Genomic DNA, 18475 nt, shown 5'->3' with positions numbered 1-18475 from the left:
GGCAGCGGCGGGCGTTATGGGATCGCAGGATCAAAACTCAGTTATTCATCGCAAGGCACAGGCCGCCCGCGGTGGGTTTGATTCGCGGCTCATGTCGCCCGCCAGGGCGCTGCGGCTGTCGCTGGCGCGCACGGCCGACACGATGTTTGATCTCGCGCTTACGGTTGTCACGGTCGAGCAGTTGCGCGTGCCGTTAAGCGATCTTGCCAAGGCGCTTGGCGAAGAGGGGCTTTTGTTGCTGCTTGAGGGCGAAAATACCCCACGCGGCGCGCTTTCGCTTGATCCACAGTTTCTTTCGGGCCTGATCGAGGTGCAGACCACCGGCGCCGTGCGCTCGGGCGTGGCCAAGCCACGACCTGCAACGCGCACCGACGCGGCGATGGTGGCGCCGCTGATCAATGCGCTGCTGTCGGGGTATGATGAACAGATGGCCGGCGGGGTTGAGGGCTATCAACCCCGCAAGTTCGAGTATGGCGACATGGTCGAGGATACCCGCAGCCTGTCACTGGCGATGACGGCGCCGGATTACGACCTGTTTCGCATCACGGCCGATCTGGGGCCGGGGGCGAAGACCGGCTGCTTGAGTCTGCTGTTGCCGGTGGCGCCGCCGAAAGCGGCAAAGCCGAGCGGCAAGAAGACCACCGCGACGGGGGCGCAACCGGGCCTCAGGGATGTGGCGATCAACGCACCGGTGGTGCTTGATGTGGCGCTCGCGCGCGTCAGCCTGCAACTCAAGGATATCTGGGCGTTCAAGCCGGGCATGCTTGTGCCGGTCTCGCCCGACTGCCTTGGCACGGCGCAGGTTCTTGGCACCACCGGGCATCTGGTGGCCGAGGCGCGGCTTGGCCAGATGAACGGCTGGCGGGCGGTGCGGCTTGTGTCTTCGGCGGCGGCGCCGCTGCCGGATATTGCGCCGGGCGAGCACGCCGAGGTGCCAGAGATCACTCCGCCGGCCAAACCCGCACCGGCAATGAAGGTGCGTAAGGTGACCGATATCCCCGAGGCGGTCGAGCAACCCATCGCAAGCGACTTTGATCCCTACGCCGAGATGGGCGCAGAGGGCGGTCTGGTTCCCTACGAAAGCTAAGGCATGCGCAGGCATGGCCATGGCCGCCCTGTGCGCCGCGCCTGAGTGTCCGGATTGACCTGTATCAAAGTTCCACGCGCGGCACTGGCCTAGTCTGCTTGCCAGCATGGAGGATCGTCATGATCAACACACAAACATATCGCGACGCGCTGATGAGCCGTCTTGGTGAACTCGACAAGCGGTTGCACGCCATTGAGGGCGCGCTTGATTCGCCCAAGTCCAAGGATTGGGATGAAATGGCGGCCGAGCGCCAAGATGACGAGGTGCTGGAGCATCTCGGCCAGAGCGGACAGGACGAAATTGCGCGGATTCGTGCCGCCCTCGGGCGGATACGCAACGGCAGTTATGGCACCTGTTCGGGCTGTGGCGAGCAAATTGCGCCTGAACGGCTTGATATTTTGCCCGAAACGCCACTTTGCCGGGCATGTGGGGCGCGCAAGCGCTAATGCGCCGTCATCTCGCTGTTGCCCGCGTAATTTATTCTGTTTCGACAGGGCGATGCACGCTAAGGTAGAACGTACCATCTGGGAGGATGACCATGATCAAGACCACACCTGAATTTGAGCGCCTGCGCCATCAGATTGCACAGGCTGACAGCGAAATCCGCCACCGCTACGAGCCGCAGGTGCGCCGCATGATGGAGCGTATGGTGGCCTCGGGCGAGGCCGTTCCCGGGCCGATAAAACGGCTGCATAAGGAATTGCTGTGCGAGGCGATCGAGGCGCAATTCGACAACATGCCGGTCTGATCTTTCGGTTTGCGCCGCCCTGCGCTTGCGTGTGCGTCAATTCCCCGTAGTAATTGACGCAGTAAAATGGCGTTTTGGGCGGGTATGATGTGACTGGGCAAATTCAATCTGAGTGCCGTGATGGCGTGGCTGTCCTTTCGCTGGACCGGCCTGTTGCCAATGCGCTAGCGCCGCAGTTGCGCGCAGACCTTATGACGGCCCTACGCGAGACCGCGCAGGATGACAGCCTGCGTGCGGTTGTGATCTGCGGCGCCGGGACGGGGTTTTCCTCGGGCATTGATCTTACCGAATATGACGGCCCGCTCGCCAGCCCTTGGGTCAATGCGCTGTGCCGCGAGATCGAAGATTTTCCCAAACCCGTGGTCGCTGCCTTGCACGGCTCTGTCCTTGGGGCGGCGGTCGGGCTGGCGCTTGCGGCACATGCCCGCGTCGCGCAGGCCACGACGCGGATGGGGCTGCCGGAAATCAGCCTTGGCATGATCCCCGGAGCCGGCGTCACACAGCGCGCGCCGCGCCTTATGGGCGCACAGGTCGCGCTTGAACTGATGCTATCGGGCAAGCCGGTTGTGGCCTCTGACCCACGGCTTCGGTTGTTCTTTGACCAGATCACCCCGGATGATCCGCTGGCGACGGCGGTCACGCTGGCGCGCAAACTGGCCGACAAAGGCAGTTGGGCGCGCACCCGTGATCGCGAACGCGGGCTGTCCGATCCGGTTGCCTATCAGCGCGCACTGAGCCTTGTGGCTGAACAGTTGGCCGGGCAGGGTGGGGCAGGTGCCGAAATCGTGCGCGCGGTCGAGGCGGCACAGCTGTTGCCGTTCGAGCAGGGGCTGGAGTTCGAGCAGGTGTTGTTCGAGGACCGCCTGCAAAGTGCTGAGGCGCGCGCACAGCGTCATATCTTTGCCGCAGAGCGGCGCGCGGCGATCATGCCGGAATTGGCGCAGGCCAAGGCGCAGCCGCTCAACCGGATCGCGCTTGTGGGGGGCGACGCTGCAACCCTGGCCGATCTCGGAATGCTGTTTCTTGATGTCGGCAAAGACCTTGAGGTTACGACCCCGGCCCTTGCGCAGCGCCTGAAGGGTATTTTTGACGATGCGGTCGACAAGGGTCGACTTGACGCTCCGGGGCGCGACGCCCGGCTTGGTCGCCTCGCAGAAGGTGCAAAAGACGGCTGGGCCGATCTTGTGCTTGATGCGCGCGACGGGCGAGAGGGCGCGTTGCATTTGCCGTCGCCGCGCGAGGGTGGCGTGGCGGCGCGGCTTGATACCGGTGTGGGATTGGCCGGTGTGGGCCTTGGCTTGCGGGTCTACCGCCCGGCCCATGGCCTGCGGCTTGTTGAGATCGGGGTCGGGGCAGGCGCTGCGCCCGCCGCCGTGGCCAGCCTTGCGCGCATGTGCGCCGATATGGGCCGGGTCGCCGTGCGCGCCGCCCAACCGGCCGCCGGTGCCGGGCTGGGGCATGGCATGACGGCGGCGCTGTATCTCGCGGCGCTTGATCTTATGCGCGGCGGGCTGACGCCCCTGCGGGTGGATCAGGCGGCACAGCGCCTCGGGCTGCGCGCGGGGCCGTTTCTGATGATGGACAACGAGGGGCTGGTGCAGGTCGCGCAGCGGCTAAAAGGCGTGGCCGGTGAGATCGGACTTGGCGATGGTTGGGCCGGGCCATTGGAAGAGCGGCTTGCCAAGGGGGCCAAGGGGCGCTCTGTCGGGCGTGGGTTTTACGACTATCCCCCCGAAGGGCCGCGCCCCGCCAAGGGGCTGGCCGAGACCGGGCGCGCCGTGACCGAGGTGCTTGGCGATATCGCGCCGCGCCACGCGCTTCATGCGGCGCTGATCAATGCCGCGGCGCGGATTCTGGCGGCACAGGCCGTGCAGCGGGCGTCGGATCTCGATGTGCTCATGGTGCGCGGTTACAATTATGATCGCACGCGCGGTGGCCCGCTTATGCAGGCGGATCAGCGTGGCCTTATGGCGGTTCTGAAAGACATGAAGGTGCTTGCCGCGCGCTCTGCGCCGATCTGGGCGCCAGAGCCGATGATCCTTGATCTTGTCAAGAACGGGCAGGGCTTCTTTGGTCGTGCGGGCGCGGCCTAGCTTAGCAGGATTCCGATCACCACCATCATCAACCCGATCACCGACAGGAACAGCGCCGCCGTGTTGATAGGCACCACCTTTTGCATGGTCGCGCGCATGGCTTCGTCGCTCAGCCCTGCCTTGCGCGCCTTCCAGACGGTCACAATGCACCAGATCAGCCCCACCAGGCCCGCCAGTGAAACCGCAGCTCCAAGCCAGATCAGAATTTCCATCGCGTGCTCCTTTATGGTGCGACCTTGATGCGCTGCGCCTAGTCGAAGTTGCGCCGTTGCGCAAGTCGCTCAGTCAGGCAGAAGCATCTTGCAGAGCCGCGCGCGCGCCTATACTCAGAAGGCCCAATTGACCGGAGACAGCCCATGAACGACATGAATTCCGACTCGACTTATCGCGTAACCGCAGACGAGTTGCGCCAGTTCATCGAGCGATTCGAGCGGCTGGATGCCGAGAAAAAGGACATCGCCGAACAGCAGAAGGAAGTGATGGCCGAGGCGAAATCGCGCGGCTATGACACCAAGGTTCTGCGCAAGGTGATCTCGTTGCGCAAGCGCGACAAGGACGATATTGCCGAAGAAGAAGCGGTGCTTGAAATGTATAAAGAAGCGCTCGGCATGACGTGACGTGACGAAGGCGTGTTCGTGGCTTAGGGCGTGATCATCTGCACGCCCTGAAGCCGCTGAATTTCATAGACGTCTTCGTCATAGATCTCTGTCAGCGCATCAATAAGCTCGGTCGTCCAGCCGGGCACATCGAGTTCTTCTTCGATAGCGTCCTCATCGGCGAACTTGTCAAGAAATGCCGTGATCACCCGGCGTTTTTGCACTTCGGTCATGCCGGGATGGCTTGCCATATAGGCCTTGAACCGCTGTTGGCCGGGGCGGGTCATGATCTCCATCAAGAGGCTGAATTCGCCGCTAAACTCGACCGTCGGGTCGATGCCGGCCACCTCGCGCACCACCTGCGACCAGATCAGGGGGGTGTCCTCATTGCACCATATCGTGACGGGGATGTGCGGGTGGCTGTTGCGGATCCGCGCGACCATCTCGGACCATCTCATGTGGGAAGGATCAGACCCGCGCATTAGTTTATCCATCTGCTTGTGCGGCGTGTGGTCAAGCAGGGACGGCAGGAAAGTGGCCGGATTGCGAATGGCAAAGAAAAGCTCGATTTCATCGTCGGGAAACATCTGGCGAAAGAGATCAAGCCGCAGTTCCGCCGCCCCATAGAAAAGCCCGCCAGTCACGGCCATCTTTGGCGTGCCGAAAAAACCGGGGTTGGACAGGATAAGCCGGTCAACCGCGCCATCGTGGCTAATGGCATCCACCAGAATGTCGCGTGCATCTGCGCTTAGCCCGCTGTCCTGCGCCTGATGCAGGATGTCACGCACCAGACGGCGATAATTGGGCGGGTCAGGGACATTGGCGCCGAAGTTGGCCAGGATATCACGATTGCCCAACAGGCAGTTTACCAGCCTGTCGTCATCCGTACTATGGGCGCCCGCGTGAATTACGACCTGCATTGGTATCCCGGTTTTTTTAAATGTCGCGTCAATATATACGGGCTTTTTGCCAGAGTTAAACCGCAATCGCCTGTCACGTCGGCAAGGCATTTGCATAAACCGTCCGGTCAGTGCGGAATTTGGCTTGAAGTGGCCCGCGTTAATGCGTAATCAGACGCCCGAGCCCCTATAGCTCAGCTGGTAGAGCAACTGATTTGTAATCAGTAGGTCCGCGGTTCGAGTCCGTGTGGGGGCACCATTTAAATTTAATAAATATTTGATTTTATTTAATAAATTCGGATTCAATTTTATTGAATCCCCCTAATTGTCCACCCTGGGTGAGTTGATGGAAGCCTTGTGCGCCTTGCGTTGCCCGTTGAATAAAATCTGCTTCCGACTCGCCATTATGCCGTGAAATGCCACCGCCGTCAGCCAGAAGTGCCGCGTGTGCGTCGCCGTCAGGCTGGAAATTTTGGTGTGTGTTGGGACTTAGGGTAAATGTTGCGAGTCTAAACCGTTCACGGCCCAAACCTGCCGTTCACCACCACTGTTGATTGTCACTGAGAACTGACCCGGCAACTGCAGAAATTGTCATTGAGAATTGACCCATGTGCAACCTTACCCCTGCTTGATTCAGCTGGGGGCTATTGGAGTGGTAGACATGGGATTTTTGAGGGTTATTCGGAAATGGGCGCTGCGAGACAAGATGCCCATTCGCGAGATTGCGCGGCGAACAGGCGTATCTCGCAACACGATCAAGAAGTATCTGCGGGCCGGTACCAGCTTCATTGTTAATGTTGGTCAGCGCCTTTTTCGCGCTGGGATTTGCTGCTTTTAGCGGTGCTGGGAGACAAAAAATCCATCTGCCAAAAAATTGTGACCAGCTTTGCATATTTGCTCGCTGTTAGACCGTCACTATTAGATACCGCACATAGTACCAATGAGGAATAGCGCACTTGCAACTTTTGCGTGTTTCTGTCTGTCAGCACCTTCTCAAAAGAAATCTCGTTTTTCATCGAGTAGCGTCGCCGTGCCTTCTCATACGCTTTGCGCACACCGTCAGGCTGGGCGCGGCGATCACCAGCATTCCGGCGCTCACCCGGGCGCTTGCGCCGGGATTGCGGCGTGGCCAGGGCAAGGTCATCTTCGTCTGTGCGGGCGCGCCTGCCGATGCCCCCGCCGAAGACCTTGCCTATCGCGCCGCGCTTGCCGATCTGGCGCCCTTGATGCAGACCGAGATGGGCGCGCCACTTGCGATAAACGCGCTGCGGCTTCAAAGTGGCGATCCGATGTTGCCAAAGTCCCGGCGCTGCGCCAGTGCAGCTTTTGCTGGCGGCGATGTATCTTGATCGCACCGGGGCAGGCGGGGCCTGTGGCTCGGTTCTGACGGTTTGCGCGCCCGGCGAGTGATGCGCGATTGAGCCAGTGATCGACGCGGCGATTGACGCCCCGGCTGTCAGTGGTAAACCAGCGCCCAACGCAGCAAGGAACACCCGATGAATCTGTTTAACGATATCCGCAGCCTCGTGCTTGACACTCTGGCCCAGATGCAGGCCCAGGGCAGCCTGCCCGAAGGGCTTGATCTGGCCAATGTCACGGTTGAGCCGCCGCGCGATCCGGCGCATGGTGACATGGCAACCAATGCGGCGATGGTTCTGTCCAAGCCTGCGGGCCTCAAGCCGCGTGATATCGCCGATGCTCTGGCGGCGCTTTTGGCCCAGGACGAGCGGATCACCAGCGCCGAAGTGGCCGGGCCGGGGTTCTTGAACCTGCGGCTCGCGGCCTCGCTCTGGCATGATGTCGCGCGCGCGGCGCTCACGACCGGCAAGGAGTTTGGCCGCTCGAACATGGGGCAGGGCAAGCGCGTCAACGTCGAATACGTCAGCGCCAATCCCACCGGCCCGCTACATGTGGGCCACACGCGGGGTGCGGTATTCGGCGATGCTCTGGCAAGCCTGCTTGATTTCGTCGGTTATGATGTCACCCGCGAATATTACATCAACGATGGCGGCGCGCAGGTCGATGTGCTCGCGAGGTCTGTCTATCTTCGCTACCTTGAGGCGCATGGCAAAGAGGTCGCCTTTCCCGATGGCACCTATCCCGGCGATTACCTGATCGAGGTCGGTCAGGCCCTCAAGGACAAGGTTGGGGCGGCCTATGTCGATCAGCCTGAAGCGGTCTGGCTTGAGGACATCCGCAACTACGGCACCGAGGCGATGATGGATCTGATCCGCGCCGACCTCAAATCGCTTGGCGTGGAAATGGACGTGTTCTATTCCGAGAAATCGCTTTACGGCACCGGCCTTATCGAGGCGGCACTTGCTGCGCTCGACGCCAAGGGGCTGATCTATGAGGGCGTGCTTGAGCCGCCCAAAGGCAAGCTTCCCGAGGATTGGGAGCCGCGCGAACAAACGCTGTTCCGCTCGACCGCGCATGGCGATGACGTGGATCGTCCGGTCAAGAAATCCGATGGTGGCTGGACCTATTTCGCGCCCGACATTGCCTATCACTTTGACAAGATCAACCGTGGCTTTGACATGCTGATCGACGTGCTCGGTGCCGATCATGGCGGGTACGTCAAACGGATGAAGGCCGCCGTCAGCGCGCTGTCGGATGAACGCGTGCCGCTTGATATCAAGCTCTGTCAGCTGGTGAAGCTTTACAAAAACGGCGAGCCCTTCAAGATGTCCAAGCGGGCCGGGACATTCGTGACCCTGCGCGACGTGGTCGAGCTTGTCGGCCCGGACGTGACCCGCTTTGTGATGCTGACGCGCAAGAACGACGCGCCGCTTGATTTCGATTTCGACAAGGTGCTGGAACAGTCCAAGGACAACCCGGTGTTTTACGTGCAATACGCCAATGCGCGGGTCAATTCGGTGCTGCGCAAGGCCGCCGAGGCGGGCATTGACGTCAGCGACGCGACACTGGCGGCGGCGGATCTGTCGGGTCTGACCCACGAGGCCGAGTTGAACCTGGCCAAAAAGCTGGCCGAATGGCCGCGCCTTGTGCAGATTGCCGGGCGCACCAACGAGCCGCATCGCGTGGCGTTCTACCTCTATGATCTGGCCAGCGATCTGCATGCTTTGTGGAATCAGGGGCACAACGATGCCAGCCTGCGCTTCCTGCAAGAGGACGATCCGGCAACGTCACAGGCGAAAATCGCCCTTGTGCGTGCTGTTACCGTTGTTATTTCCGCAGGTCTTGGTATTCTTGGCGTAACTCCGGCTGAAGAGATGCGGTAACAAATCGCACAGGCAGACGCCGGGGATGAGGCAGATCATCAACTCCCCGGCGGCTATGTATCGCCGGTGAAAAAGAGGCGGACCATGGCACAGATGCAGGATGCGCAGTATACCACTGCGCCGGATCGGGCGAATGTCCTTGTCAAATTGACGAATTTAACAGGCGCGGCCTTGTCGCTTGCGCTGATTTTTGGCGTGGGGGTTTGGGGCTACAAACTCCTGGTGCGCGACGTCTCGGGCGTTCCGGTGGTGCGTGCCGCCGAAGGCCCGATGCGGGTGCAACCCGCCGATCCCGGCGGAAGTGCGGCCGAGCATCAGGGCCTCGCGGTGAATAACGTCGCGGCCGAAGGCGCCGCCGCCGCACCTGCGGATCGGCTTGTGCTGGCGCCGCCGCCGCTTGAGCTGACGCTTGAGGACGTGCCGACAGAGGCCCCCGAGATCGTGCAGCAGGCCGAGGTAACCCCAACCGCCGAGGCGGGCGAAAGTGATCCTTTGGCCGCGCAGGAAACTTTGCAAAATGCCTCGCTCGACACGCTGGCTGAACAGCTTTCCGCAGGCGTCCCCGCGATTTCCGACCTTGAAACGGCCCCCGCCGCTACGCCAGAGCCCGAGGAGATTGCCGCACCGGCCCCCGTCAAAGGCGGCATTGGCACGTCGTTGCGCCCACGTGTGCGTCCGGCCAAGTTGACCAGCATCCCCGAGGCCGTGGCGCTTGCGGTCGCCGCCGCGCGATCGGCTCCAAACGCCGAAGTGAACCCCGACACCATTGCCGTCGGCACCCGTCTGGCCCAATTGGGCGCGTTTGACAGCCCCGAGGTGGCGCGCGGCGAATGGGATCGTTTGTCGGCCAAGTTTGGCGACTTCCTTGAGGGGAAACAACGCGTTATCCAGCGTGCTGAAAGTGGCGGACGCACCTTTTACCGGCTGCGCGCCATGGGCTTTGCCGATCTTGGCGATGCGCGCCGGTTCTGTTCCGCACTGGTGGCGGAACGCGCCGAATGTATCCCGGTGGTCACCCGTTGACAGGGTTTGGCGCCACCATTCTTGACGCCGAAGGCTTGCGGCTGAGCGCCGAGGAAAAGACGTTTTTCGCCAAGGCCAATCCGTTCGGCTTTATCCTGTTCGCGCGCAATATCGACAGCCCCGAACAGGTGCGCGCGCTTTGCGCCGAGATGCGCGATGCGGTAGGGCGCGATGCCCCGATCACCATAGACCAGGAAGGTGGCCGCGTGCAGCGCCTGCGCGCGCCGCTCTGGCGCGAATGGCCCGCGCCGCTGGATCAGGTCAAGGCGGCGGGCGATCATGCCGAAGAGGTGATGTACCTGCGCTATCGCCTGATTGCGGACGAGTTGCACGCGCTTGGCATCGACAGCAATTGCGCCCCTCTGGTCGATGTGGCCGGCCCCGCGACCCACCCGTTTTTGCAAAACCGCTGTTACGGATTTGACGCCGACACGGTCGCGCGCCTCGGGCGGGCGGTGGCCAATGGCCTGCTGGATGGCGGTGTCTTGCCGGTGGTTAAACATATCCCCGGACACGGGCGCGCAGAGGCCGACAGCCATCTTGACCTGCCGACGGTCGATGCCCCGCATACGCAGCTTTCGACAAGTGATTTCGCGCCCTTCAGGGCGCTCAACGACTTGCCTCTGGGGATGACGGCGCATCTTGTCTATTCGGCGATTGATCCCGCGCCGGCCACCACCTCGGCGCGTATGATGCGGCTGATCCGCGACGAGATCGGCTTTGACGGGCTGATCATGACCGATGACATTTCGATGAAGGCGCTTAGTGGCGCGCTTGGCGATTTGTCGCGCGCCGCGATTGAGGCGGGCTGTGACGTGATCCTGCATTGCAACGGCACGCTGGACGAGCGCCGCGAGGTGGCCGAGGCCGCCGGGCGCATGAGCGGGCCCGCGCAAACCCGTGCAGAGCGCGCCCTTGAGGCGCGCAAAACCCCGGAGTCGGTTGACATTCCGGCCCTATCAGCAAAGCTTGACGCGCTGATAAACGGGCGAGTGGATGACTGAGAACGAGTTTAGCGACGTGGACAAGCCGAGCGAGGTGGCCGAACGGCTGGCCGCCGAGGCCTTGATCGTCGATGTCGATGGGTTTGAAGGCCCGCTTGATCTGTTGCTGACGCTGAGCCGCACGCAAAAGGTTGATCTGCGCAAGATTTCGGTGCTTGAACTGGCGCGGCAATATCTGACATTCGTGGAAAAGGCCAAGGCGCTGCGGCTTGAACTGGCGGCGGATTATCTTGTGATGGCGGCCTGGCTCGCCTTTCTGAAATCGCGGCTCTTGCTGCCGCCGGACCCGACCGAAGAGGGGCCATCGGGCGAAGAACTTGCCGCGCATCTGGCGTTTCAGCTTGAGCGTTTGCAGGCGATGCGCGATTGCGCCGCGCGCCTGATGGGGCGCGACCGTATGGGGCGCGATTTCTTCGCGCGCGGGGTGCCCGAAGACGTGACCCGCCTGCGCCGCGTGACCTATTCCGCGACGCTTCTGGACCTGATGCAGGGCTATGCCCGCATCCGCACCCGTGATGAATTTCGCCCCTTCGTGATGGACCGCGACGCGATCTTCACCATGGAACAGGCGCTTGAGCGGCTGCGCGGGCTGATCGGCTATGCGGGCACATGGACCGATATTTCGACCTATCTGCCCGACGGGTTTACCACCGATCCCGCGCGCCGCCGCTCGGCCACGGCCTCGACCTTTGCGGCCTCGCTTGAATTGGTGAAAGAGGGGCGCGCCGAACTTCGACAATCCGATGCTTTCGCGCCGATCGAACTGCGCCGGAAGGATTAAGAGCATGCCGCAAGATGATGTCAAGAAAGAAGAAAGCCTGTTCGAGGCACCCCCGATTGCCGAGCAGGAACGCATGGTCGAAGCGATCCTGTTCGCCAGTGCCGAACCGGTGACCACCAAGGAATTATCCGCGCGGATGCCGCATGGCTCTGACCCTGCCGAGGCGCTTGTCTACCTGCGCAAACGCTATGCCGGGCGCGGCGTGCATGTGGTCAAGGTGGGCGATGCCTGGGCGATGCGCACGGCGCCCGATCTTGGCTTTCTGATGAGCCGGGAAACCGTCGAGACCCGCAAACTGTCGCGCGCGGCGATCGAGACGCTGGCGATCATCGCCTATCACCAACCCGTCACCCGCGCCGAGATCGAGGAAATTCGCGGCGTCTCGGTGAGCCGCGGCACGGTCGATCAATTGCTTGAAATGGAATGGATCCGGTTTGGTCGGCGCAAGATGACGCCGGGCCGCCCGGTGACCTTTGTGGTGACGCAGGAGTTTCTTGATCACTTCGGCCTTGAATCGGCGCGTGATCTGCCGGGGCTGAAAGAGCTGCGCGCGGCGGGGCTTTTGGAAAACCGTCCGCCGCCGGGGCTTATGCCGCAGATGGGTGAGGGCGATGAAGACAGCGCCGAGGAAACCTCCGAGGGTCAGAACGAGCTGTTCGAGGATTAGAGATTCCCGAACATGCGGCTTGCGCTGAGCAGCGCGCCTAGCGTTTTTGCCGGGGCTTCTTGATGGTCTTGTTGCCGCGCGCCCCGACCGCCACCGGCGTGTTGTCGCGGTTTTCCGTGTCAAGCTTGCGCCAGCGTTCCAGCCGGTCAGGATCAAGCACACCCGCCGCCACGGCGGCCTGAATAGCACAGCCCGGCTCGTGGGCATGGGTGCAATCGCGAAAGCGGCACTCTGGCGCCAGCTCTGCGATCTCGGAAAACAACTTGTCCAGCCCGGCGCCCACATCGCTGACGTGCAGCGAGCGCATGCCCGGCGTGTCAATCGCCAAGCCTCCGCCCTTGATGGCATGCAGCGAGCGCGAGGTGGTGGTATGGCGCCCCTTGGCGTCATCCTCGCGAATGCCGCTTGTGGGCTGCGCCGTCGCGTCATCCTTGGCCGCGAGGGTGTTGAGCAGGGTTGATTTGCCTACCCCGGAGGAGCCGACAAGTGCCACGGTCTGACCCGGCGCGCACCAGGGCGCAAGGGCGGCGGCGGAGTCGATATCCTTGGCGTTCAGGGTGAGCACCGCAAGCCCGCGTTGCAGGGCCGCTGCGCGGGTCTGATAACCGGCCGTGTCCTCGGCCATATCGGCCTTGGTCAGGACGATCACCGGCGTCGTGCCGGCCTCATTGGCAAGGGCGAGGTAGCGTTCAAGCCGGGCCGGATTGAAATCGGCATTGCAGGAGGTGACGATGAAGAGCGTGTCGATATTGGCGGCAATCAGCTGGGGCGCGCGGGTGCCTTCAGTGCGCCGACGCAACAGCGAGCTGCGCTCAAGACGGCGCGTGATGGTATTGGTCTCGGGATCGACCAGAACCCAGTCGCCGACGGCGAAATCGGTTGTGCTGGCATGGGCAAACAGGTTGAGCTTGATCGCGCCCGAGGGCGACAAGGCGGTGACGCGCGAGCGGTGCACGGTCGCGATGCGCATCGGGGCCAGCGCGGTTTCCTCTGGGGTGAGTTGCGCCTCGAAGGTCTCGGACCAGCCGAGGGCGGCGAGGGGCGTGGCGGAGGGGGCGCTGATCTGTGTCATGGGGAATGCATGAATGCGGCGTCTTTGGGATGCAAGCTTTTGTTGCGCATGTGGACGCAAGGCGCGGCGCATTATGGCAGAGGGGGAAGCCTCCGGCGGGAGTATTTTGACCAAGAAGAAGGCGGTGGGGTGCCGTTTTTGTTAAAACTTTCCGGGATGCCCTGAAAACTGCATCTTTCCATGTTATGTCATGCCCAGAGGCAGACAAAGGACATGACGCAATGAACGTCAATCAGATGATCAATGTGGTGATGCGCATGGTCATGCGCCGCCTGATGCGCAGCGGCGTGAATGCCGGCATGGATGCAATCGGCAAGCGGATGGGGGGCAAGGGCGATGCAACCCCCGGTCCCGATGGTCAGAAGACCGCACAGCGCACCGCACAGGCGATCAAGCTTGGCCGAAGGGCCGGGCGGTTCTGAGGCGCGTCTAGCTTTTGAAGTGCTTGCTGAGCTTGAGGCCCTGACCTTGGTAGTTTGAGGCAATGCCCGCGCCGTAAAGCTGATCGGGGACCTGATCCATTTTCTCATAGACGAGGCGGCCGACGATCTGGCCGTGTTCAAGAACGAAGGGCGCCTCGTGACAGCGCACTTCGAGCACGCCGCGTGAGCCTGTGCCACCGGCCGCATCATGGCCAAAACCGGGGTCAAAAAAGCCCGCATAATGCACCCGGAATTCGCCGACCATGGCCACATAGGGCGCCATTTCGGCGGCGTAGTCGGGCGGGATATGCACGGCTTCGCGGCTAACCAGGATGTAGAAGGCGCCGGGATCAAGGATGATATGGCCCGCCTCGGCATGGACCTCTTCCCAGTACTCTGAAGGGTCGTAGTAGCCGATCCGCTCAAGGTCGATCACGCCGGTATGCGGTTTGGCACGATAGCCGACCAGCGTGCTGTCGCTGGGGCGCAGGTCAACGGAAAATCCGAGCCCTTCGTCGATCACGGCGGTGCCATCGACCAGCGGGCTTGCGGCATGCAGCGCGCGCAGGGCGGCGTCATCCAGCGTGGCGTGCCCCTCGCGAAAGCGGATCTGGTTGAGGCGCATGCCGGGGCGTACCAGAACAGAAAACGAGCGCGGGCAAATCTCGGCGTAGAGCGGGCCAGCGTAGCCCGGCGGTACGCGGTCGAATTCGACGCCGCCATCGGTGATCATCCGCGTCAGAAGATCAAGCCGCCCGGTCGAGGATTTGGCATTGGCCACCGCCTGAACACCCTCGGGAAGGGAAAGACCTTCCATCAGGGGCACCACGTAGACGCAGCCCTTTTCCAGAACAGCGCCCTGGCTCAGATCAATCCGGTGCATTTCAAATTCGGCAAGCCGTTCGGCGACTGTACGGCCAGAGCCGGTGAGGAACGAGGCGCGAACCCGGTAGGCCACGGCGCCAAGGCGCAAATCTAGGCTCGCGGGTTGGACCTGTTCCGGCAGGATCGCGGGCGTGGCATGAAGCGCGCCATCGGCGATCATCGACTTGATTTGCTGGCTGGAAAGAACCCCGGTCATCTTTGCCCCCTATGGCATCCCCGCTTCTTTGGCGCGGTGCCCTGGGGGGGCAGATGGGCGGGATCGTCGGTTAAATTGGTCGGGCTAGCAGGACTCGAACCTGCGACCTTCCGTCCCCCAGACGGACGCGCTACCAGGCTGCGCCATAGCCCGACGATGTGGACGTCATACTGGTTTTCAGAGCGGGGACAAGGGCTAATTCCCACTTTTTAGTCCCGGAGTTGACCATCTTGCGATTTCGCGGCCCCAAGCGCCGAGAGCCGGGTCAGCAAAGGCCCGAGGCGCGCGGCGGTTTGCGTCGAAATCGGGCGTGGCAGATCGGCAAGCGCGGCGAGCACGCCGGGATCGGCGCTGACCTCGTCCAAGGCATCCTCGGGCAGATCCGGTTGGGGCAGGGGAGCGGGCTCTGCTGTGGCTTCGGGGTCCGGCTCTGGCTCTGGCTGCGCAGGTGTATCGGCCTCAACCTCAAGCTTTGGCCCCGGTTCGGGTGTTTCAGCATGAACCGGTTCAGAAGGCTTTGGCTCTGACACAGGCGTGACCTCTGGCGCGTCCTCGACCTCGACCGCAGGGTCGGTTTCGGGCGCGGCAGTGACCGCTTGGGGGGGCAGGTCGTCGAGGTGGTCTTCTTGCGGCGCGGCCGCCTCCTCTAGATAGGCAGGCTCGGGCGCGGCCTGATCCGGCTCGGGGTTCGATTGGGCCGGAGCGGGCGCATCATAGGGCAAAAGCGCGTCCTGCGGGATCGCCATATCCGTCGCCTCAGGCAAGCTTGGCGCAGGGCGGGCGTCATCAACGTCAGCGACGGTTTCGGCGACCTCACTGTCGGCAACATCTTTCGGTGGGGTCGCGGGGGATGGCGCAAGGGAGTCGGGGCCACCGCGCGCGAAATTCAGAACCTTGGCGGGTTCGGGCGGCTCTGGCACCACGTCGAGCGCTATATCGCTGACCTCGCCTTCGGTCACCTCGTCAAGCGGCTGTGACAGGTCGGAGACATGGCGCACACCCTGTTCGCGCAACAGCTTTTGCACGCCCTTGATGGTCATGCCCTCGTCATGCAGCATTGCCTTGATGCCGCCCAAGAGCAACATGTCCGCGGGTCGGTAATAGCGCCGCCCGCCGGCGCGCTTGACCGGCTTGATCTGAGAAAACTTGCTTTCCCAGAACCGAAGCACATGCGCCGGAACCTCTAGCCATTCGGCAACCTCGCTGATTGTGCGAAAGGCGTCGGCGGATTTTGCCATCGGCTCTGTGCCCCTTAGCTTTTGTTGCCGGCCGCGACGCGATCTTTCATCAGGTGCGACGGGCGGAAGGTCAGAACCCTGCGCGGGTTGATCGGCACTTCTTCACCGGTCTTGGGATTGCGGCCGACGCGGGCGGTCTTGTCGCGCACCGAAAACGTACCGAAGGACGAAATCTTGACCTGCTCGCCGTTTACCAAGGCGTCCGACATGTGCTCCAGCACACTTTCGACAAGCTGGGCGGCATCGTTGCGCGACAGGCCGACCTCTCGAAAAATTGCCTCACTCAAATCCATTCGCGTCAATGTCTTATCGGTCATCAGGTCCCCCCGTGTTTTTCCGACAACCTTAGGGCCGAAGGATTTTCCGAGTCAATGTCAACGACTTACACAGCAGGCTTAAAGCGCGCTTTTTCGCGCATTTTCTGTGATTTACCAGCGCAGAAGCACCGAGCCCCAGGCCAGACCGCCGCCAATCGCCTCCGAGAGCACAAGATCGCCTTGCTTGATCTTGCCGGTTTCCACCCCGACCGAGAGGGCCAGAGGGATTGAGGCGGCGGATGTATTGCCGTGATCCTGCACCGTGACGATGACGCGATCCATCGGCAGGCCCATCTTTTTGGCGGTGCCCTGGATGATGCGAATATTGGCCTGATGCGGAACGATCCAGTCGACGTCAGTGCCGGTCAGGCCGACCTTGGCAAGCGCGGTTTCGGCCGTCGAGGTCAGCTTTTCCACCGCCTGACGGAACAGCGGATTGCCCTGCATCCGCAATTTGCCCGCCGCGCCGGTCGTCGAGACGCCGCCATCGACATAAAGCATATCGCGATAGCGCCCGTCGGAATTAAGGTCGGCCGACAGAATGCCACGATCGGTGTTGGCCCCGGTGCCGTCCTGAAGGCCAAGCACGAGCGCGCCCGCGCCATCGCCAAACAGCACACAGGTCGAGCGGTCGTTCCAATCCATGATCCGGCTGAAGGTCTCGGCGCCGATCACCAAAAGGCGCTTGGCCTGACCGGCGATCAACAGGGCGTTGGCATTGGTCAGCGCAAAGATGAATCCGGCACAGACCGCCTGCACATCAAAGCCAAAGCCATGCGTCATGCCCAGCTCTTTTTGCACCATGGTGGCGACCGAGGGAAAGGTCAGATCGGGCGTCGAGGTGGCCACGATGATTCCGTCGATGTCGTCCGGCGTCAGCCCGGCATTTTCAAGCGCGGCCCGCGCGGCCCGCACCGCAAGGTCGGATGTGGTCTGGCCCTCGGCGGCAAAGCGTCGCCGCTCGATACCTGATCGGGTGCGAATCCATTCATCCGTTGTGTCGAGGGTTTTTTCAAATTCCGAGTTGGGAACAACACGATCTGGCAGGTAATGCCCGATCCCTTCCACAACGGCACGTAAAGTCATTCAGTCTCACCGTCGATTATATTATCTGAAGGCGCATCCTGATCCAGCGAGGCCGCAGATGCAACCCGCGCCGCAAGCCTTTCGGAAAAGCCCGATTGCGCAAGTTCAAACGCCAGCTTGATCGCCGAGGACACGCCTGTCGCATCCGCCGCACCATGCGATTTTACAACCGTGCCGTTCAGCCCGAGAAACACGCCGCCATTGGCGCGCCGCGGGTCGATCCGCTTTTTCAGCCGTCGCAGGGCAGGGTAGGCAAGCACCGAGGCCACCCGCGACAAAACGGAATAGGCAAAGGCCTCGCGCAGAAGCTCTGAGATCAGCTTGGCAATGCCTTCGCCGGTCTTGAGCGCCACATTGCCGGTAAATCCATCGGTGACGATCACGTCACAGGCCGTGCCCGGAAGATCACGCCCTTCGACAAAGCCGACGAATTCGAAATCCGATATTCGGGCATTGGCCGCAATCAGATCATAGGCCTCTTTCAGCTCGGCGCGGCCTTTGTGTTCTTCGGTGCCGACGTTCAAAAGGCCGATTCTCGGCTTGGCCAGGCCAAAGCCGTTGCGGGCATAAGACGCGCCCATCAGCGCGTATTGCATCAGATCCTTGGCATCGGCGCGAATATCGGCGCCGCCATCAAGCATGATGTTATGGCCTTGCGGGTTTTGCGAGGGCCACATGACCGCGATTGCCGGGCGATAAATGCCGGGAAGCTTGCGCAGGCGCAGCACCGACATCAGCATCAAGGCCCCGGTATTGCCACAAGAGACACAGACCGTCGCCTCGCCGGCGCGCACGCTATCAAGCGCCGACCACATCGAGGTATCGCGCCCGTGACGCACGACATGCGAGGGTTTGTCCTCCATGGTGACAACTTCTGGCGCGTCGCGAATCTCGATACGCTCGGCCAACCCCTTGCGCTTGGCGACAAGGCGTTCAAGCTCGTCCTTGGGACCGTGCAGAATGAACCCGATATCAGGATTGCGCTTCGCAGAATCGGCGATACCGGCGACAATAGCCGCCGGTCCCTGGTCTCCGCCCATGGCGTCAACCGAGATAATGGTGCGCCCTGCACCCGCCTTGGATTGATCCGTGAGAGCGGTCATGCAGCAAATCGCCTTT

General features: G+C 62.1%; 20 protein-coding genes, 2 tRNA genes and 1 pseudogene. 13 read left to right on the top strand and 10 right to left on the bottom strand.

Annotated features, from left to right (window positions below; translation table 11 throughout):
- Nucleotides 1–16: 16 nt before the first annotated feature.
- The 4 genes from ROG8370_RS02985 to ROG8370_RS02970 all read left to right on the top strand — a co-directional run bounded on the left by ROG8370_RS02985 (nucleotide 17) and on the right by ROG8370_RS02970 (nucleotide 3928).
- Nucleotides 17–1087, top strand: a complete 1071-nt coding sequence (locus tag ROG8370_RS02985; RefSeq protein ID WP_085825586.1) for a FliM/FliN family flagellar motor switch protein — start codon at nucleotides 17–19, stop codon at nucleotides 1085–1087.
- A 119-nt stretch (nucleotides 1088–1206) separates the two neighbouring features.
- On the top strand, nucleotides 1207–1533 hold the full coding sequence (locus ROG8370_RS02980; protein ID WP_085825585.1) for a TraR/DksA family transcriptional regulator: 327 nt from the start codon (nucleotides 1207–1209) through the stop codon (nucleotides 1531–1533).
- 92 nt (nucleotides 1534–1625) lie between these two features.
- Nucleotides 1626–1835, top strand: coding sequence for a hypothetical protein (locus tag ROG8370_RS02975; RefSeq protein ID WP_085825630.1), 210 nt, complete (start codon nucleotides 1626–1628; stop codon nucleotides 1833–1835).
- An 89-nt stretch (nucleotides 1836–1924) separates the two neighbouring features.
- Nucleotides 1925–3928 carry an enoyl-CoA hydratase/isomerase family protein gene (locus ROG8370_RS02970; protein WP_306372359.1) on the top strand — a complete coding sequence of 668 codons (2004 nt, stop codon included), beginning with the start codon at nucleotides 1925–1927 and terminating at the stop codon, nucleotides 3926–3928.
- Here the strand turns inward: ROG8370_RS02970 and ROG8370_RS02965 are convergent.
- Entirely contained in the window at nucleotides 3925–4140 is a 216-nt protein-coding gene (locus ROG8370_RS02965) for a hypothetical protein (RefSeq protein WP_073194397.1), read from the bottom strand. The two genes, ROG8370_RS02970 and ROG8370_RS02965, sit on opposite strands and share 4 nt — an antisense overlap.
- Before the next feature lie 144 nt (nucleotides 4141–4284).
- On the opposite strand from ROG8370_RS02965, the gene ROG8370_RS02960 reads away from it, so the two are divergent.
- On the top strand, nucleotides 4285–4545 hold the full coding sequence (locus ROG8370_RS02960) for a DUF2312 domain-containing protein (protein WP_085825583.1): 261 nt from the start codon (nucleotides 4285–4287) through the stop codon (nucleotides 4543–4545).
- A gap of 23 nt (nucleotides 4546–4568) precedes the next feature.
- On the opposite strand, the gene ROG8370_RS02955 is transcribed toward ROG8370_RS02960, so the two are convergent.
- Nucleotides 4569–5444 (bottom strand): hypothetical protein, encoded by an 876-nt coding sequence (locus ROG8370_RS02955; protein ID WP_085825582.1) that lies wholly within the window; start codon nucleotides 5442–5444, stop codon nucleotides 4569–4571.
- A gap of 162 nt (nucleotides 5445–5606) precedes the next feature.
- Here ROG8370_RS02955 and ROG8370_RS02950 point away from each other — a divergent pair.
- Nucleotides 5607–5682: transfer RNA gene (locus ROG8370_RS02950), tRNA-Thr, on the top strand.
- 402 nt (nucleotides 5683–6084) lie between these two features.
- Nucleotides 6085–6204 (top strand): annotated as a pseudogene (locus ROG8370_RS02945) (helix-turn-helix domain-containing protein); the annotation flags it as partial.
- Between the two features lie 10 nt (nucleotides 6205–6214).
- Here ROG8370_RS02945 and ROG8370_RS20035 read toward each other — a convergent pair.
- Nucleotides 6215–6700 (bottom strand): hypothetical protein, encoded by a 486-nt coding sequence (locus ROG8370_RS20035; RefSeq protein WP_139838025.1) that lies wholly within the window; start codon nucleotides 6698–6700, stop codon nucleotides 6215–6217.
- Between the two features lie 219 nt (nucleotides 6701–6919).
- Here ROG8370_RS20035 and argS point away from each other — a divergent pair, with 219 nt between their 5' ends.
- The 5 genes from argS to scpB all read left to right on the top strand — a co-directional run bounded on the left by argS (nucleotide 6920) and on the right by scpB (nucleotide 12140).
- On the top strand, nucleotides 6920–8665 hold the full coding sequence (argS, locus tag ROG8370_RS02935) for an arginine--tRNA ligase (RefSeq protein ID WP_085825580.1): 1746 nt from the start codon (nucleotides 6920–6922) through the stop codon (nucleotides 8663–8665).
- 84 nt (nucleotides 8666–8749) lie between these two features.
- Nucleotides 8750–9688: an SPOR domain-containing protein gene (locus ROG8370_RS02930; RefSeq protein ID WP_085825579.1), complete on the top strand. Its 939-nt coding sequence runs from the start codon at nucleotides 8750–8752 to the stop codon at nucleotides 9686–9688.
- Nucleotides 9664–10692 (top strand): beta-N-acetylhexosaminidase, encoded by a 1029-nt coding sequence (gene nagZ / locus ROG8370_RS02925; RefSeq protein ID WP_085825578.1) that lies wholly within the window; start codon nucleotides 9664–9666, stop codon nucleotides 10690–10692. The genes ROG8370_RS02930 and nagZ overlap by 25 nt, the downstream gene beginning before the upstream one ends.
- Nucleotides 10685–11473, top strand: a complete 789-nt coding sequence (locus ROG8370_RS02920) for a segregation and condensation protein A (protein WP_085825577.1) — start codon at nucleotides 10685–10687, stop codon at nucleotides 11471–11473. Before nagZ ends, ROG8370_RS02920 begins: the two co-directional genes overlap by 8 nt.
- Nucleotides 11474–11477: 4 nt before the next feature.
- Nucleotides 11478–12140, top strand: coding sequence for an SMC-Scp complex subunit ScpB (scpB, locus tag ROG8370_RS02915; protein ID WP_085825576.1), 663 nt, complete (start codon nucleotides 11478–11480; stop codon nucleotides 12138–12140).
- Between the two features lie 37 nt (nucleotides 12141–12177).
- Here the strand turns inward: scpB and rsgA are convergent, their stop codons facing one another.
- Nucleotides 12178–13212 (bottom strand): ribosome small subunit-dependent GTPase A, encoded by a 1035-nt coding sequence (gene rsgA / locus ROG8370_RS02910; RefSeq protein WP_085825575.1) that lies wholly within the window; start codon nucleotides 13210–13212, stop codon nucleotides 12178–12180.
- 221 nt (nucleotides 13213–13433) lie between these two features.
- Between rsgA and ROG8370_RS02905 the strand changes: the two genes are divergently transcribed.
- The gene (locus tag ROG8370_RS02905) at nucleotides 13434–13634 is read left to right on the top strand and encodes a hypothetical protein (protein ID WP_085825574.1); all 201 of its coding nucleotides are present in this window, start codon (nucleotides 13434–13436) and stop codon (nucleotides 13632–13634) included.
- A 7-nt stretch (nucleotides 13635–13641) separates the two neighbouring features.
- Here ROG8370_RS02905 and ROG8370_RS02900 read toward each other — a convergent pair whose 3' ends face one another.
- From ROG8370_RS02900 to plsX, 6 genes are all read right to left on the bottom strand, one after another.
- Entirely contained in the window at nucleotides 13642–14715 is a 1074-nt protein-coding gene (locus tag ROG8370_RS02900) for a 2'-deoxycytidine 5'-triphosphate deaminase (protein WP_085825573.1), read from the bottom strand.
- A 76-nt stretch (nucleotides 14716–14791) separates the two neighbouring features.
- Nucleotides 14792–14868 (bottom strand) — tRNA-Pro (locus tag ROG8370_RS02895).
- A gap of 56 nt (nucleotides 14869–14924) precedes the next feature.
- Nucleotides 14925–15953: a MerR family transcriptional regulator gene (locus ROG8370_RS02890; protein ID WP_085825572.1), complete on the bottom strand. Its 1029-nt coding sequence runs from the start codon at nucleotides 15951–15953 to the stop codon at nucleotides 14925–14927.
- 14 nt (nucleotides 15954–15967) lie between these two features.
- Complete coding sequence (gene ihfA, locus ROG8370_RS02885; RefSeq protein ID WP_085825571.1) at nucleotides 15968–16270, bottom strand: integration host factor subunit alpha; 303 nt, start codon at nucleotides 16268–16270, stop codon at nucleotides 15968–15970.
- 111 nt (nucleotides 16271–16381) lie between these two features.
- Complete coding sequence (locus ROG8370_RS02880; RefSeq protein WP_085825570.1) at nucleotides 16382–17356, bottom strand: beta-ketoacyl-ACP synthase III; 975 nt, start codon at nucleotides 17354–17356, stop codon at nucleotides 16382–16384.
- The gene (gene plsX, locus ROG8370_RS02875) at nucleotides 17353–18459 is read right to left on the bottom strand and encodes a phosphate acyltransferase PlsX (protein WP_085825569.1); all 1107 of its coding nucleotides are present in this window, start codon (nucleotides 18457–18459) and stop codon (nucleotides 17353–17355) included. Before plsX ends, ROG8370_RS02880 begins: the two co-directional genes overlap by 4 nt.
- Between the last annotated feature and the right edge of the window lie 16 nt (nucleotides 18460–18475).

It is taken from the genome of Roseovarius gaetbuli (assembly GCF_900172365.1).
Taxonomy (GTDB): Bacteria; Pseudomonadota; Alphaproteobacteria; order Rhodobacterales; family Rhodobacteraceae; genus Roseovarius; species Roseovarius gaetbuli.
This window is presented reverse-complemented; position numbering and strand designations above follow the sequence as displayed.